Source organism: Acidovorax sp. CCYZU-2555, from assembly GCF_018413525.1.
Taxonomy (GTDB): Bacteria; Pseudomonadota; Gammaproteobacteria; order Burkholderiales; family Burkholderiaceae_C; genus Comamonas.
On sequence record NZ_JAHCDD010000055.1, the window covers coordinates 23720 to 39188 of the forward strand.

The following is a 15469-nucleotide window of genomic DNA, read 5'->3' on the forward strand; positions in this document are numbered from 1 at the left end:
AGGGCGTTTTTTTTGGGCTGTGCTGCCGCCGGCCTCAGCGCGGCCTGTGCGGCGGAATCCAGCGCGCCATCATGGCCGCGGCCGTGAAGGCGAACGCGCCCGTCGCCGCCACGCCCACGGCCAGCGACACCGCGGCCGCGAGCAGCGCGACCAGGGCCGGGCCGGCGGTGGAGCCGACATCGGCCATGAAGCGCCAGGCGCCGAGGAAATAGGCGCGGCCGTGCGGCGGCGCATGGTCGGCGCCCAGCGTCATGATCAGGCCCGAGCCTATGCCGTTGGCAAAGCCTATGGCCATCGCGGCGATCAGCAGGCTCACAAAGCCCGTGGTGAACGGCACCAGCATCAGCGCCACGCCGATGATGATCATCGAGGGCATGGCGACCCAGCGCCGGCCCTTCACATCCATGACCTTGCCCGCGGGGTAGAACAGCAGCATCTCTATGCCGCCGGCCAGGCCGTAGATCAGCGACGCCGCGGCCGGGGCCAGCAGCAGATGGTCGGCCCACAGCGGCAGCACGGCCTGGCGCGAGGCGCGCACCGCGCTGACCAGCAGCACGGCCAGGCCCAGCGTCAGGAACACGCGGCGGTGGTCCTTGAGAATCGACAGCCAGGTGGTGTGGACCGGCGTCTGCCCCGCGGGCAGCGCGGGCTCGGGCAGATCGGGCACGCGCATGCCGATCAGCGAGGCGCAGGTGACGCCCGCGATGCCTATCCAGAACGCTGCGCTCATGCCATAGGCATGCACCACGGTCGCGGCCAGGAACGGCCCGACGAACAGGCCTATGCGCATCACGCCGCCGAGCGTCGACAGCGCGCGTGCACGGAAATGCGGCGGCACGGCGGCCGTGAGATAGCTCTGGCGCGCGATGTTGTAGACCGACTGCGACATGCCGACCATGAAGCAGCCCAGGGCGAACAGTTCGAGCCGGTGGGTCTGCAGGCACAGCAGCATGCCGGCCGCGCTCCAGAAACCCGCGGCGATGATCGCGCCGCGCTCGCCCCAGCGCATGGTGATGAACGAGGCGGGAATGTTGTTGAGCAGCGAACCCAGGCCCAGCAGCGTGATCATCAGCGCGGCCATGGCGATGCTCGCGCCGAGGTCGCGCGCCATCAGCGGAATCATCGGCAGGATCGCGCCTTCGCCTATGCCGAACATCAGCGAGGGGCCAAACGCAGGCAGCGCAATCGCGCGCAGGGAGAAGGGGGCGGTCGAGCCAGGGAGGTCGTCGGTGGGCGGCATGCGGCGGTGCGAAGAGAGGGCGGGCCGGTCGCTCGCCTAAGCTCCGGATACTACCTTTTTGCCGCGCCGCCGGCCTGGCCGGCGTCCTGCGTCAGATGGTGGGCCGCGCGGTGCAGGTGGGCCATGAACTGGCGCACGCTGGGCTTGAGGTGCACGTCGGAGCGCGTGAGCGCGCACAGCGTCAGCTGCAGCGGGCCTTCGACGAGCTGGATGGTGTCGAGGTATTGCGTGGCGATCGGATGGGCCGCGATCTGCTGCGGCAACAGGCCTATGCACTTGCCGCTGGCGACGATGGACAGCAGGCCCAGCGTCGAATTCACCAGCGCGCCCGCGGGCGGCGCGGGCAGGCCGTGCAGCTCGAAAAAGGTTCTGGCGTAGCCCGAGTCCGAAGAAGCGCCGGTGTAGACCCAGGGCGCGCTGACCAGCTCGCGCAGGCTGCTGGCGCGCGCCAGCGGGTCGCCCTTGCGCACCACCGGCACCATGGTGATGGGCATCAGCGTCTCGACGACGAATTCGCCCGGCGGCAGCTCGGGCGGCAGCGGCCCGAGCGCGATGTCGACCTCGCCCTTGCGCAGCCGCGTGAGCTGGGCGATGTAAAGCTCCTCCGAGATGCGCAGCTGTATGCCGGGAAACGCGCTGCCGAAAGTGCGCAGCGTTTCGGGCACCAGCAGCATCACCGCCAGCGGCACCGCGCCTATGGTCAGCGCACCCGTCATGTGGCCGTCGAGCTGGCGGATCTGCTCCACGGCCTGCACCAGTTCGCGCTCGGCGGCGACCGCGCGCCCGTACATCACCATGCCTTGCGCCGTCGCCACCACGCCCGTGGTCGAACGCACCAGCAGGGTGGTCGCGAGCTCGCGTTCGAGCTCGCGGATCAGCTTGGTCAGCGCGGGCTGCGACACGCCCAAGCGCTTGCCCGCGGCGCGCAGGCTGCCTTCCTCGATGGCCGCCACCAGGGCGCGCAGGTTGGTGAGTTTCATGCGCAGATGATATCCCCAGGTTATCGCGCCGCCTTGCACAGCATCTTCCTGCACCCCAGTCTAATTTTTAGACTTCGCTTCAGCTTTGAGCCACATCAAGGCGCGGCGACGGCGGCCTGGCCCCGTCTTCGGATACCAAGAAGCAGGAGACAAAAACAATGGATACCCAGACACCGAACGTGTCGTCCACGATGCGCGGGCTCGAACGCCTGTGCGACGCCAGCGCCGCCGTAGGCGCCTGCGTGCTGATGGCCGTGGCGCTGATGACGACCACCAGCGTGATCGGCCGCGCCTTTCTCTCGCACCCGATTCTCGGCGACGTCGAGCTGGTGCAGTTGGGCGGCGCCATCGTCGTCGCCTCGTTCCTGCCCTACACACAGTTTCGCGGCGCCAACATCGTCGTCGACTTCTTCACGACCGGCGCGAGCGCGGCCACGCAGCGGCGCATGGACGCATTCGGCATCCTGCTCTACACGCTGACGCTGGCGCTGGTCACCTGGCGCGTCGCCGTGGGCGGCATCGACATTTATGCGGCGCAGGAGCGCTCGATGCTGATGGACCTGCCGCTGTGGATTCCCTACCTGCTGATGCTTCCCGGGCTGGCGCTGTGCGTGCTGATAGGCGCCGCGCAGTTCATCGCGTGCATTGCACCCAGGGAGGCCGCATGAGCACGATGTCCATAGGGCTCACGATGTTCGCCGCGATGCTGGTGTTGATGGCGGTGCGCGTGCCGATCGCGATCGCGATGTTCATTCCCGGGGCTTGCGGTTATATCGCGCTGTCGGGCTGGCTGCCGCTGCTGGCCCACCTCAAGGGCGCGGTCTACGGCCGGGTCTCGGTCTATGACCTGTCGGTGATTCCGCTGTTCATGCTGATGGGCGCGATCGCCGTGCAGGGCGGCCTGGCCAAGGCCTTGTTCGACTTCGCCAATGCGCTGCTGGGGCGGTTTCGCGGCGGCATGGCGATGGCCGGCGTGCTGGCCTGCGCGGCCTTCGGCTCGATCTCGGGCTCCACGGTCGCGACCACGGCGACGATCGCCCAGGTGGCCTATCCGCAGATGCGCCGCATAGGCTACTCGGGCCGGCTCGCGACCGCGGCGCTGGCCACGGGCGGCACCATGGGCGTGCTGCTGCCGCCTTCGGTGACGCTGATGGTCTATGCCATCCTGACCGAGCAGAACATCACCAAGATGTTTCTCGCGGCCTATGTGCCGGCGCTGATCGCGGCCGTGGGTTACATCCTGGCGATCGCCGTGATCGTGCGCATCAACCCGCAGCATGCACCCAGCGCGCAGCGCGTGCCGCATGCCGAACTGCTGTCGACGGCATTGAAGGTCTGGCCGATTCTCGCGATCTTCGTCGTGGTGTTCGGCGGCATCTACGGCGGTCTGTTCACGGCCACCGAAGGCGCGGCGATCGGCAACGTGCTGACTTGCGTGATAACCCTGGCGCGCCGCGAGATGGACCGCGACAAGTTCGCGGCCGCGGTGCGCACCACGGCCCAGACCAGCGGCATGATCTTCCTGATCTTCATCGGCGCCGACATGATCAATGCCTCGCTGGCGCTGTCGCAGCTGCCCACGCAGCTTGCCGATCTGGTCGGTCATCTGCAGATTTCGCCCATGCTGGTGATGGTCGGTGTGATGCTGTTCTACGTGGCGCTGGGCTGCGTGATGGACGAGATGAGCATGATCCTGCTCACGGTGCCCACGCTGTTCCCCGTGATCATGGGCATGGACTTCTTCGGCCTGGGCCCGACCGACAAGGCGCTGTGGTTCGGCATTCTGATCCTGACCGTGTGCGAGATCGGAATGATCTTCCCGCCCGTCGGATTGAACGTCTACATCATGAACGGCCTGGCGCGCGACGTGCCCATGGTCGAGACCTACAAGGGCGTCGTTCCCTTCCTGATCACCGACGGGCTGCGGCTCGCGCTGCTGATCGCCTTCCCCGCCACCGCGCTGTGGCTGGTGCACTGGCTGACCTGACTTCCCCCACCTGACTGCCCCGGCCCTGCTGGCGCAGGCCGGGCAGCGCGCTGCCCATTTTTTGCGCAAGACCCGCCCCCAGAGGCTTAGACAACAAAGGAGACAACCATGAAACTGCGCCATCTGCTGGCCCTCAGTGGGCTGATCTGCGCCGCCGCGCTTCCCGCGGCCGCACAGGAAGTCACGCTCAAGGTCCATTACCACCTGCCGCCGACGTCGTTCGCGGGCACGCTGTTCATCCAGCCCTGGTGCGAGCGCATCGCCAAGGAATCGGGCAATCGCATGAAGTGCCAGATCTACCCGTCGATGCAGCTGGGCGGCACGCCGCCCCAGCTGTTCGATCAGGTGCGCGACGGCGTCGCCGACGTGGTCTGGACGCTGCCCGGCTATACCGCAGGGCGCTTTGCGTCGATGGAGGCCTTCGAGCTGCCGTTCATGATGCGCGACCCAGAGGCCACGAGCCGTGCGCTGTGGGATTACGCGCAGATCCACAGCCAGGCGGAGTTCAAGGACGTCAAGCCGCTGGCCTTCCATGTGCACGGCCCGGGCGTGTTCCACATGGCGGGCAAGCCGGTGCGCACCATGGCCGATCTGCGCGGCCTGAAGCTGCGCGCGCCCACGCGCCTGACCAACAAGTTCATCGCCATGCTGGGCGCAACGCCGGTGAGCATGCCCGTGCCGCAGGTGGGCGATGCGCTGGCCAAGGGCGTGATCGACGGCGCCGTGGTGCCCTACGAAGTCGTGCCGTCGGTGAAGCTCGAGGAGCTCGCCAAGTACCACTCGGAGACCGACCCGCACGAAGCCGCGTTCTACACCTCGACGTTCATCTTCGCGATGAACAAGGCCAAGTACGAGGCCCTGCCTGCCGACCTGAAGAAGGTGATCGACAACAACTCGGGCCAGGCCTTCTCGGGCCAGATCGGCAAGGCCTTCGTGCAGGCCGACGCCCAGGGCAAGCAGCTCACGGCGAAGAACGCGACCAATGTCATTGCCGCAAGCGAGCTGGCTGCGTGGAAGAAGCTCGGCGACAAGCTCTCGGCCGACTGGGTCAAGGACATGAACGCCAAGGGGCTCAGCGGCAGCCGGATGCTCGACGACGCCCGCAGCCTGATCGCCAAGCAGCAGGCCGCGCGCCCCTGATCTTTCCCATATTCATAACAAAAGCCTCGAATGGGGCAAGGAGACAAGCATGCAACTGAATTTCAAACGCCGGACCCTGGCCAGCGCGCTGGCGCTCATTTTCTCGGCCGGACTGCTGGCCGCCTGTGGCGGCGATGGCGGCAGCGTCGCCGAGACGCCGCCCGTGGTCGTCGACGCCGAGGATGCGGCGCTCAAGTTCGATGCCAGCAAATACACGACCGTCACCGTCACGGTCGACGGCGCGGCGATGAAAGTGCGCCAGTACCGCGTGGTCTATGTGGGCAAGCCCATCAAGATGGCGGCCACGCAGGCGACGCTGGGCGGCGGAACGACCACCATGGCCGACCCCTATGCCTACCAGTCGATGATCATCTCGGTGCCCGAAGCGTCGGTCGATGACCAGAAGACCGCGCTGTACATGGCCGTGAACAACGGGGGCTGGTGGACCAGTGCCGTCGCCACCACCATCACCGAAGGCAAGGCCTTCGTGAGCACCAATGACACCGACAACATCGGCGCCGCGCTCAAGGCCGGCTACGTGGTGGTGAACGTGGGCACGCGCAGCCGCGGCGCGCGCGCCGAAGACGGCAGCTGGGCGGGCAAGGCGCCGTCGCCCGTGGTCGACACCAAGGCCGCGATCCGCTACATGCGCCTGAATGACAGCCTCATTCCCGGTTCGGCCGAACGCATCGTGCTCAACGGCACCAGCGGCGGTGGCGGCCTGACTTCGGCCGTCGCGGCCAGCGGCAACAGCGCGGACTATCTGTCTTATCTCGCCGAAGTCGGCGCTGCCGGCATCACCGGATCAGGCGCCACGGCCGCGAGCACGCTCAAGGACGATGTATTCGTCGCCGTCGCCTACTGCCCGATCAACAACCTGGGCAATGCCGATGCGGGCTACGAGTGGCAGTACAGCGCGGTGCGCAGCGACGCCAACACGGGCACGCTGGGCGGCGTGGCGTACAGCGCGGGTGCGCAGCGCGCGGCTTCCAGCGCGCTGGCCGCGAGCTTCCCTGCCTACCTCGACGGCCTGGGCCTGGGCGTGACGGCGGCGAGCATGGCCGACACCATCAAGACGCGCCTGACCGAGGAGATCGAACGCCAGATCGCCAAGGGCACGGCCGTGCCCCAGCTGGGCGAGAAGTTCGTGACCGCGCGCACGACGCTGGTCAATGACTGGCTCACGCTGACCGGCACGGGCGCCAGCGCCAAGGTGGCCAACATCGACTACGCCAAGTTCGTGAACTACGTGGCCGCGAACCAGGCGCTCAAGACCGTGGTCGCGTTCGATGCGGTGGGCGTGACGGGCAACCCCAACATCAGCGGCGAGACCAACCTGTTCGGCACGGCCAACTACGAGTACTCGAACTTCAGCGAATGGTCGTGGAACAACAACCAGAAGGTGGGCGACGGCTCGGGCAAGGACGACACCGGACTCGACTGGGCGGGCTACATCGCCAGCAGCAACAACACGCTGGCCAAACAGATCAAGCTGATCAATCCGGTCGCCTACCTGAACACCGCGGCCGACAGCGCGCCCTACTGGTATGTGCGCCACGGCATGGTCGATCGCGATACCGGCTTCGCCATGCAGGAGCTGCTGTACCAGGCGATCAAGAAGGATGCGTCGGTCAAGGAAGTCAGCTTCAAGCTGCCCTATCTGGTGGGCCACAGCGGCAACTACGACGTGCAGGAAGCCTTTGCCTGGATCAAGACCCAGCTGAACGCCAACCCCTGAGCCGGTGCGGGTGCCGGCCCGGGCCGCGCACCCGCATCTCCCCCAACCAACGACCACGGGGCCTGAGAAGGCACCCCATTCCATGGCCAAGATCATCGGCGGCATCGCCGCATCGCACACCCCGACCATAGGTTTCGCGTTCGACCGCGACAAGCGTTCGGACCCTGTCTGGCAGCCCATCTTCGAGGCGTTCGCGCCGGTACAGGACTGGATCGCCGAGCAGAAGCCCGACGTGCTGCTGTTCATCTACAACGACCACGTCACGTCCTTCTTCTTCGATCACTACAGCGCGTTTTCGCTGGGCGTGGGCGAGCGCTGGGCGGTGGCCGACGAAGGCGGCGGCGCGCGCGATCTGCCGGCGATCGCGGGCCATCCGGGCCTGGCGGCGCATATCGGCCAGTCGCTGATGTCCGATGAGTTCGACATGTCGTTCTTCCAGGACAAGGGCCTGGACCATGGCTGCTTCTCGCCGCTGTCGGTGATGTGCCCGCACGCGCCGCAGTGGCCGGTGCAGCTGGTGCCGTTGCAGATGGGCGTGCTGCAGTTTCCGATTCCCAGCGCGCGCCGCTGCTACAAGCTGGGCCAGGCGCTGCGCCGGGCGATCGAAAGCTATCCCGAAGACCTGCGCGTGGCCATCGTCGCCACGGGCGGCCTGTCGCACCAGGTGCACGGCGAGCGCGCGGGCTTCAACAACCCCGAGTGGGACGCGCGCTTTCTCGACCTGTTCGAGCGCGACCCCGAACAGCTCGCCGAGATGACCCATGCCGAGTACGCGGCGCTGGGCGGCTTCGAGGGCGCCGAAGTCATCATGTGGCTGGTGATGCGCGGCGCGCTGGCGTCCCAGGTGCGCTGTCTGCACCGCAGCTACTACCTGCCGTCGATGACCGGCATCGCCGCCGCGATCTACGCGCCCGCCGACAGCGGCCTGCCCGCGCCCGTGCTGCAGCGCCACCGCGCGCACATGCAGCTGCAGCTTGCGGGCGCCGAGGCGCTCGAAGGCACGCACCCGTTCACGCTGGAGCGCAGCGTCAAGGCCTACCGGCTCAACCGCTTTCTGCACACGCTTATTGAACCCGGCGCACGCGCCGACTTCATCGCCGACGAGGAAGCGGCCTATGCGCGCGCGCAACTCACGCCCGACGAATGCCAGCTGGTGCGCGCGCGCGACTGGCGCGGGCTGATCCATTACGGCGTGATTTTCTTCCTGCTGGAGAAGCTGGGCGCGGTGATCGGCGTGTCCAACCTGCACATCTACGCCGCGATGCGCGGCGAGTCGCTCGAAGTCTTCCAGCAGACCCGCAACACCAAGGCGCTGTATTCGGTCGCCGGCAAGGACGCGGGCGCGCTGGGCTGGGATGCGCCGGCGGCACCCGCGGCCGCCTGAATTTCCGTTGACTGTTACCACCACCCTGAAGAGAAGAGAGGAGACCTCAAGATGAAACGTTCCCTGTGGACCCTTGGCCTGCTGGCCGCCGCCTGCGGCGCGACCCAGGCGCAAACCAGCGTCACGATCTATGGCCTGCTGGATGCGTCCGTCGAGCATCTGACCAATGCCACGCCCGCGGGCGCCAGCCTCACGCGCATGCCCGGCCTCACGGGCAGCGCGCCTTCGCGGCTGGGCTTTCGCGGCACGGAAGACCTGGGCGCGGGCCTGAAGGCCGTGTTCACGCTGGAGTCAGGCCTGGGCGTGGACAGCGGCACCTTCAACCAGGGCGGCCGGGCTTTCGGCCGCCAGGCCTATGTGGGCCTGACGGGCGGCTGGGGCAGCCTGACGCTGGGCCGCCAGTACTCGATGCTGTTCTGGTCGCAGCTGGACGCCGACATCCTCGGCCCCAGCGCCTACGGCTCGGGCTCGCTCGACAGCTACCTGCCCAACGCGCGTGTCGACAACGCCATCGCCTACCGCGGCACGTTCAACGGCTTCACGGCGGGCGCAACGTACAGCTTCGGGCGCGATACCGTCAACGCCGGACCGAGCCCGTCGGGCGCGAACTGCGCGGGCGAGAACGCGGCCGACAGCAAGGCCTGCCGCCAATGGTCGGTGCTGGCCAAGTACGATGCCGCGAACTGGGGCCTGGCGCTGGCAGTGGATGAAATCCGCGGCGGCGCGGGTGCATTCGCGGGCCTGACCAGCGCCAGCATGAAGGACCGTCGCTCGACCGTCGCCGGCTGGACGAAATTCAATGGGCTCAAGCTCGGCGCGGGCCTGATTGCGCGCGACAACGACGCCACGCCCGCGGCGCGGCGCAGCAACCTCTGGTATGTGGGCGCGGCCTACAACGTCACGCCCGCGACGGTGGTCGACGGCCAGGTGTTCAAGCTCGACTACAAGAACAGCGCCAACCAGGCCACGCTGTTCGCGCTGCGCGCGACGTACAACCTCTCCAAGCGCACGGCGGTCTATGCGACGGCCGGCCATATCGCCAACGACGGCTCGCTCGCGCTGTCGGTCAGCAATGCGGCCGCGGGTGGTGGCCCGCTGGCCGGCGGCTCGCAGAACGGCTTTGCAGCCGGCCTGCGCCACGCGTTCTGACCGCGAAGACTCCAAGGTTTGCGCCGGGCCCATGCCCGGCGTTTTTTTATGTGCCGCCCATGAAAAAGCCTCCGCTGCTTGCGCAGGGGAGGCTTTGGCACGCGGCGTGCAACTGGGGGGGCCAGGTTTTGCCGCCGGGCCGCCCCAAGGCAAAACGCGCCCCCTTGGGGGGCAGCGAGCGACACGCAGTGCGCGAGCGTGGGGGCCAGGTTTATGCACCCAGCTTCAGAGCACCCTTCATCATGCCGGCGTGGCCGGGGAACGAGCAGAAGAAGCTGTAGTCGGTGCCGGCCTTGATCTTGGCGACGGGGATTTCGATGGTGGTGCTTTCGCCGCCGCCGACGACCTTGGTGTGGGCGATAACGCGGGCGTCGTCCTTCTTCACGTAGTCGGCTGCAGCGCCGGCCTTCATGCCGTCGGCGTTGACGGCGGTCAGGTCAGCAGCGGTCGTCACGACCAGGTTGTGGCCCATGGCGGTCTTGGGCATCTTGCCCGTGTGCTTCAGGGTCAGGGAGAAGTTCTTGCATTCCTTGGGCACGGTGATGCTCTTGGTGTTGAACTGCATCATGTCGTTGGCTTCGACCGTCAGGGCGCAGTCAGCGGCAAAAGCGGGAGCAGCAGCGCAAGCGGTCAGAGCCAGGGCAGCGAGAATTTTCTTCATGATCAGATTCCTATATGTATATGGACGTCCCAGTACCGAACCACGGCGTGCATTGGGCCAAACCAATCATGTTGACCGCAACCCGCCCAATGAGGTTAGGTAATAACCCTAGTGTAGACAGAAGCGTCTGTCCTGCTCTTGAGATCGCGCAAAAAGCCTGCTGCAAGTGACGGTTTTGACGGGAAATCCGAGGCTACAGCGCACGCCTTGCAACTTTGCCGCCCCGCGCCGATCATTCCAGTCATTGCGTTTTTGCATGACATGGAGTGCACCGAATGACTTTCAATGCCTTGTGGGCCAGCCAGAAAGACGGCGCGATCAGCGTGGAACTGCGCCAGATCGACGATGCCCAGTTGATGGACGGCGACGTGACCGTGGACGTCGAATACTCGACGGTCAATTACAAGGACGGTCTGGCCATCACCGGCGCATCGCCCGTGATCCGCAGCTTTCCCATGATTCCGGGCATTGATTTCGCGGGCGTTGTCACCGCGTCGCGCCACCCCGATTTCGCGCCCGGCGAGCGCGTTCTGCTCAACGGCTGGGAGCTGAGCCAGACCCATTTCGGCGGCTATGCCCAGCGCGCGCGCGTGCGCGGCGAATGGCTGGTGAAGGTGCCGGCGGCGTTCTCCACGCGCGACACCATGGCCATAGGCACGGCGGGCTACACGGCGATGCTCAGCGTGCTGGCGCTGGAAAAGGGCGGCCTCACGCCCGATCGCGGACCCATCCTGGTCACGGGCGCGAGCGGCGGCGTGGGCTCGGTGGCCGTGGCTTTGCTGTCGCAGCTGGGCTACCGCGTCATTGCCTCGACGGGCCGACCCGAGGAAACCTCCTACCTGCAGCGCCTGGGCGCGAGCGAAGTGATCGATAGGCGCACGCTGTCGGATCCAGGCAAGCCCGTGGCCGCGCCGAAATGGGCCGGCGCCGTCGACTCGGTGGGCGGCCATACGCTGGTCAACGTGCTCGCCCAGACCGATTACCGTGGCGTGGTCACGAGCTGCGGTCTGGCGCAGAGCACCGACCTGCCGGGATCGGTCCTGCCTTTCATCCTGCGCCACATCACGTTGGCCGGCATCGACTCGGTCAATGCGCCGCAATGGGCGCGCACCGAAGCCTGGCAGCGGCTGGCGCGCGACCTTGACCCGGCCAAACTGGGTCAGACCGAAACGCTGATCGGCCTGGCCGATGTGCCCGAGATCGCGCGCCGCATCCTGCAGGGTCAGGTGCGCGGGCGCACGGTGGTCGACGTCAACCGCTGAGCCGAGCGTGCCACGGCCCGGGCAATGGCGGCGAACAGCGCGCCCGCGGCCAGCGCGGCCAGATCGAAGCCGGCCATGGCCAGGTCGTTTTCCGCGAGCGCGCGGCCCAGATGCTGCGTGCCGGTCAACGCATTGAGCAAGGGCAGGGCGGTGAACAGCGCCGCGGCAAGCCAGGCCTGCTCCTGCCATGCGCGCCGCGCAGGGCGCAGCGCGGCCCAGGCAAACATCAGCAGCCAGGCCAGGAACAGCGTGTGTACTTCCCAGTCCGCGCGGACGGCCATGTCCAGCGGCAGCAGCCGGTTGGCACCAAAGTAGGCGGCAATCGCCACGGGCAAGCCCACGATGATCGCGACGTTGAGCCGTTCCACCAGGCACAGCCCCGCATGGCGATCGCCGCGCTGGCGCCGCTTGACCGTCCACAGCACCATGCCCGTGGCGATCATCGCCGCGCCCAGCAGGCCTGACAGCACATACAGCGCGCGCAGCACGGGCGGCGCGAACAGGCCTTCGTGCAGCCCCAGCAACAGATCGCGAAACGCCTTGGGCGCCGATTGCCAGGCCGGGCGCTGCGCCAGGCGCTCGCCGCTGACACCGTTATAGGCGAGGATATTGGCCGCACGCAGCGGGCCCGCGGCGAAGTCGCCTACGACCTGGATGCGCGCGTTGGCGTCGTGCGGGTCCTGGATGTCGAGCGCGGCGACGGGGGCCGCCCCCCATTGCGCGCGCGCGTCCTGCAGCACCTGCGCAAGCGGTACCAGCGGCGCGCGCCGGCCCGCAGTCTGGCTGGGCGCGAGCGGCGTGAACACTTCGTTGAGAAACGCCTCCTGGCCGTTTTTGCCCGCGCCGTACCAAGCGACAGGGACCAGCGGCATCAGCGTGAACATCACGAAGACCAGGCCCGAGTAGGCGATCATCAGCTGGAACGGCAGCGACACCACGCTGGCCACGTTGTGCGCGTCCAGCCAGGAGCGCTGGCCCTTGCCGGGGCGAAACGTGAAGAAGTCGGCAAAGATCTTGCGGTGCACGATCACGCCCGTGACCAGCGCGATCAGCAGCACCAGCGTCGCCACGCCGACTATCCATTCGCTGGCGCGCGCAGGCAGGTAGTGCAGCCGCCAGTGCAGCTGATAGAGCGTCTGGCCGCCGCCGGTGGCGCGCGTCGCCATCGGGTGCCCCGAGCCGGGGTCGATATAGGCCGTGCCCGACGCCTGTGGCGAAGCACCGCGCCACGACACGCGCAGATAGGGCTCGTTGCGGTCTATCGGCAGCGTGATGGTCCAGCGCCGCGCATCGCCCGCATGGGTCTGCAGGAAAGTCTGGGCCTGCTGCAGCGCGGGCTCGGGCGGCAGCGGATAGCGCGCGGCGGGCAGCTCGGGTCGCATCCAGCGGTCGATCTCGGTGTCGAGATAGCCCAGCGTGCCGGTGACGAACATGAAGTACAGCAGGCCGCCCAGCAGCAGGCCCAGCCAGGCGTGCAGCCAGGCCATTGCGGGGCGCAGAGGTTTGGTGAGGCGCGTCACAGCAGCGCCCAGGCGAGGCCGCTGCTCAGCAGCGTCGCGAGCGCCAGCGCGGCCCAGGCCAGGGCCGCGCTGCGCGCCGCGAACGCCCAGACCACGGCGCCCGTGTAGACCGCAAAGCTCAGCTGCAGCGCGACCAGCGCCGCGTCGGCGCGCGCGAGCGTATCCGACGCGACGAGGGCCACGATCGCCACGGGCAGGCTGCTCGCGAGCGCGTAGCCGCCCAGCGCAGCGGCCAGGCAGCGCGAAGCGAGGGTCCAGCGCGCGGCGTTCATGCCAGGCGTCAGAAATCCGCCGACAGCGACACCAGCAAGGTGCGCGGCGCGCCCATCGTCAGGCCTTCGCGCGCGGCAGACTGCCAGTAGTTCCTGCCCGCCACGTTCTCGATGGAGGCGCGAATCGTGATCGGCACATTGCCGCTCACGAAGCGGTAGCGCGCGCCCAGGTCGTAGCGCGTCCAGCCCGGAATCTGCTGGGTGTTGGAGACATCCACATACTGGCTGCCGGTGCGCAGCGCGCGCGCGGTGAACGTCAGGCCGGGAGCGAAGGAGGTGTCCCATTCACCCGCAAGGTTCATCTGCAGCCTGGGCGTCGCGGGTGCGCTGCGGCCGTCGTTCAGGCCGCCTGCGGTGCGCACCATCTTGCCCTGGGTGTAGGCGGCACCGGCGAGCACGCGTATGCCGCGCCCGGCCTCGCCCTGGGTGATGAATTCCAGGCCGCGGTTGCGCTGCTTGCCGTCGGTGCGAAAGCGCAGGCTCACGGGGTCGAGGAAGCTGCTGGGGCGTTCGATCTGGAACACGTTCAGCGTGCTCGCGAAGCGGCCGAAGTCGTGTTTCGCGCCGAGCTCGATCTGCCTGGCCCTGGCGGGCGGGAACACTTCGCCCGAGTTGGCCGCGCCGGGCGGCGCGGTCGGTCCCTGGCTCAGGCCTTCGATGTAGTTGCCATAGAGCGAGAACGCATCCGTGGCCTTGAACACCAGTGCCGCGACCGGCGTGACCGCCGACTTGTCGTAGTGCGCATTGCGCGCGCCGCTCGCGGTGTCGAAGCCTGTCGTCTCGATCCGCTGGTGGCGTGCGCCCAGCGTGAGCTGCACGCGCCTGTCGTTCATGAAGAGCGTGTCCGCGACGGCCACGCTGCGCAGCTGGAGGTCGTTGCTGCGCGGAATGCCAGGCGCCGCGACGATGTTCGGCTCGGCAATGCTTGCGGGCGAGTACAGGTTGGAGAAGAGGGTCGCGCCGTTCTGCCGGCGTATGCCATGCGCGGTGTTCAGCGTGCTCACGCTGAAAACGGCCTCGTGCTGCAGCGCGCCGGTCGCGAACTTGCCGCGCAGGCCGGCTTCGGCCGTCCTGGTATCGACTTCCTCGTTGAGGCGCGTGGGCCGGCCGGCGATGTTGCCCACGCCGTCCTGCATCAGCCAGCTGGCCTGCAGGCTGCGAAAGTCGTATTGCATCGCGCCGATCGCGCCAAACGCCGTGACGTCCGGCGCGACATCGACTTCGGCGCGCAGCGTGGCCGAGAGCTCCTTGGCTTTCCAATAAGTCCACTCGGGCAGGAAATTGGTCTTGGCATCGGGCACCGCGCCAATGGGCGTGCCCGATGCTGGCGGAAACAGCAGACCGCTGCGCGCATGCGTGAGGCGGCTCTGGAAGCTCAGGTCGGCTTCCAGCCGCACGCGCTCGCCCTGGTAGTCGACGCCCAGCGCAAAGGCTTCGAGGTTTTCGCGCGAATGGTCCACGGGCGTGTCGCCCGAGCGCTTGAGCGCGTTGGCGCGCAGGCCCCATTCCTTTTGCTCGCCGAAGCGGCGCGCGATGTCGAACTGCGCGCCGAACTGGCCGTCGTCGATGTACGACAGCATCACACGGTTCAGCGGTTCGGCGCCCGCGCGCTTGGGCACCAGATTGATCGCGCCGCCGACAGAGCCCGCGGGCGCCATGCCGTTGAGCAGCGCATTCGGGCCGCGCAGCACTTCGACGCGTTCCACGCCGATCAGCGAACTCGCGTTGCGCGGCGAGATGCCGTAAAGGCCGTTGAACGACACGTCGTAGTTGAACAGCGTGAAGCCGCGGATGTTGAACTCGTCGCGGCCCGCGCCGCGCGAGTAGGTGTTGCGCACCGACGGGTCGTTGACCAGCACATCGCCGAGGTTCTGTGCCTGCTGGTCTTCGATCAGCTGCGCGGTGTATGACGTGGCGCTGAACGGCGTCTCGCGCAGGTCGCGGTTGCCCAGCAGGCCCACGCGTGCGCCGCGCGCGACCTGTCCGCCCGCATAGGGCGCGGGCGCGCCGGTCGCGGAGTCGACGATTTGCACCATGGGCAGCGGCAGGCCCGAACTCGCGGGCGCGGCCGGGCGCACGATCACCGCAGTGCCGTTGACCGTGGTCTCCAGGCCGCTGCCGGCGAGCAGTTGCGCC

At 67.7% G+C, this 15469-nt stretch carries 13 protein-coding genes; 7 read left to right on the forward strand and 6 right to left on the reverse strand.

From position 1 onward, the window contains the following. Positions 1 to 34: 34 nt before the first annotated feature. Positions 35 to 1240 carry an MFS transporter gene (locus KHY18_RS18310; protein ID WP_213303097.1) on the reverse strand — a complete coding sequence of 402 codons (1206 nt, stop codon included), beginning with the start codon at positions 1238 to 1240 and terminating at the stop codon, positions 35 to 37. A gap of 50 nt (positions 1241 to 1290) precedes the next feature. After that, the gene (locus KHY18_RS18315) at positions 1291 to 2220 is read right to left on the reverse strand and encodes a LysR family transcriptional regulator (protein ID WP_213303100.1); all 930 of its coding nucleotides are present in this window, start codon (positions 2218 to 2220) and stop codon (positions 1291 to 1293) included. 158 nt (positions 2221 to 2378) lie between these two features. Between KHY18_RS18315 and KHY18_RS18320 the strand changes: the two genes are divergently transcribed. The 6 genes from KHY18_RS18320 (at position 2379) to KHY18_RS18345 (ending at position 9618) form a co-directional block, all read left to right on the forward strand. Then, entirely contained in the window at positions 2379 to 2888 is a 510-nt protein-coding gene (locus tag KHY18_RS18320; protein ID WP_213303103.1) for a TRAP transporter small permease, read from the forward strand. Then, positions 2885 to 4207, forward strand: coding sequence for a TRAP transporter large permease (locus KHY18_RS18325; protein WP_213303106.1), 1323 nt, complete (start codon positions 2885 to 2887; stop codon positions 4205 to 4207). Before KHY18_RS18320 ends, KHY18_RS18325 begins: the two co-directional genes overlap by 4 nt. Positions 4208 to 4315: 108 nt before the next feature. Then, a complete protein-coding gene (locus KHY18_RS18330) occupies positions 4316 to 5347 on the forward strand; it encodes a TRAP transporter substrate-binding protein (RefSeq protein WP_213303109.1) in 1032 nt (343 codons plus the stop codon). A gap of 49 nt (positions 5348 to 5396) precedes the next feature. After that, positions 5397 to 7085 (forward strand): subtype B tannase, encoded by a 1689-nt coding sequence (locus KHY18_RS18335; protein WP_213303113.1) that lies wholly within the window; start codon positions 5397 to 5399, stop codon positions 7083 to 7085. 82 nt (positions 7086 to 7167) lie between these two features. After that, entirely contained in the window at positions 7168 to 8469 is a 1302-nt protein-coding gene (locus KHY18_RS18340; protein WP_213303116.1) for a gallate dioxygenase, read from the forward strand. 51 nt (positions 8470 to 8520) lie between these two features. Next, entirely contained in the window at positions 8521 to 9618 is a 1098-nt protein-coding gene (locus KHY18_RS18345) for a porin (protein ID WP_213303119.1), read from the forward strand. A gap of 211 nt (positions 9619 to 9829) precedes the next feature. Here the strand turns inward: KHY18_RS18345 and azu are convergent, their stop codons facing one another. Then, positions 9830 to 10279 carry an azurin gene (gene azu / locus KHY18_RS18350; protein WP_213303122.1) on the reverse strand — a complete coding sequence of 150 codons (450 nt, stop codon included), beginning with the start codon at positions 10277 to 10279 and terminating at the stop codon, positions 9830 to 9832. A 275-nt stretch (positions 10280 to 10554) separates the two neighbouring features. Between azu and acuI the strand changes: the two genes are divergently transcribed. After that, complete coding sequence (gene acuI, locus KHY18_RS18355; protein ID WP_213303126.1) at positions 10555 to 11541, forward strand: acrylyl-CoA reductase (NADPH); 987 nt, start codon at positions 10555 to 10557, stop codon at positions 11539 to 11541. On the opposite strand, the gene KHY18_RS18360 is transcribed toward acuI, so the two are convergent. The 3 genes from KHY18_RS18360 to KHY18_RS18370 all read right to left on the reverse strand — a co-directional run. Then, positions 11502 to 13028, reverse strand: coding sequence for a PepSY-associated TM helix domain-containing protein (locus tag KHY18_RS18360; RefSeq protein WP_249729217.1), 1527 nt, complete (start codon positions 13026 to 13028; stop codon positions 11502 to 11504). The genes acuI and KHY18_RS18360 overlap by 40 nt on opposite strands. A gap of 29 nt (positions 13029 to 13057) precedes the next feature. Next, a complete protein-coding gene (locus KHY18_RS18365) occupies positions 13058 to 13333 on the reverse strand; it encodes an iron transporter (RefSeq protein ID WP_213303129.1) in 276 nt (91 codons plus the stop codon). Between the two features lie 8 nt (positions 13334 to 13341). After that, the coding region (locus KHY18_RS18370) for a TonB-dependent receptor (protein ID WP_213303132.1) at positions 13342 to 15469 on the reverse strand (2128 nt) is incomplete at its 5' end.

Bases quoted from the DNA above. Each gene is read 5' to 3' on its own strand.
- KHY18_RS18360 (WP_249729217.1), bottom strand. From the start codon at position 13,028: ATGGCCTGGCTGCACGCCTGGCTGGGCCTGCTGCTGGGCGGCCTGCTG.
- KHY18_RS18340 (WP_213303116.1), top strand. From the start codon at position 7,168: ATGGCCAAGATCATCGGCGGCATCGCCGCATCGCACACCCCGACCATA.
- KHY18_RS18365 (WP_213303129.1), bottom strand. From the start codon at position 13,333: ATGAACGCCGCGCGCTGGACCCTCGCTTCGCGCTGCCTGGCCGCTGCG.
- KHY18_RS18325 (WP_213303106.1), top strand. From the start codon at position 2,885: ATGAGCACGATGTCCATAGGGCTCACGATGTTCGCCGCGATGCTGGTG.
- KHY18_RS18330 (WP_213303109.1), top strand. From the start codon at position 4,316: ATGAAACTGCGCCATCTGCTGGCCCTCAGTGGGCTGATCTGCGCCGCC.
- KHY18_RS18335 (WP_213303113.1), top strand. From the start codon at position 5,397: ATGCAACTGAATTTCAAACGCCGGACCCTGGCCAGCGCGCTGGCGCTC.
- azu (WP_213303122.1), bottom strand. From the start codon at position 10,279: ATGAAGAAAATTCTCGCTGCCCTGGCTCTGACCGCTTGCGCTGCTGCT.
- KHY18_RS18320 (WP_213303103.1), top strand. From the start codon at position 2,379: ATGGATACCCAGACACCGAACGTGTCGTCCACGATGCGCGGGCTCGAA.
- KHY18_RS18310 (WP_213303097.1), bottom strand. From the start codon at position 1,240: ATGCCGCCCACCGACGACCTCCCTGGCTCGACCGCCCCCTTCTCCCTG.
- KHY18_RS18345 (WP_213303119.1), top strand. From the start codon at position 8,521: ATGAAACGTTCCCTGTGGACCCTTGGCCTGCTGGCCGCCGCCTGCGGC.
- KHY18_RS18315 (WP_213303100.1), bottom strand. From the start codon at position 2,220: ATGAAACTCACCAACCTGCGCGCCCTGGTGGCGGCCATCGAGGAAGGC.
- acuI (WP_213303126.1), top strand. From the start codon at position 10,555: ATGACTTTCAATGCCTTGTGGGCCAGCCAGAAAGACGGCGCGATCAGC.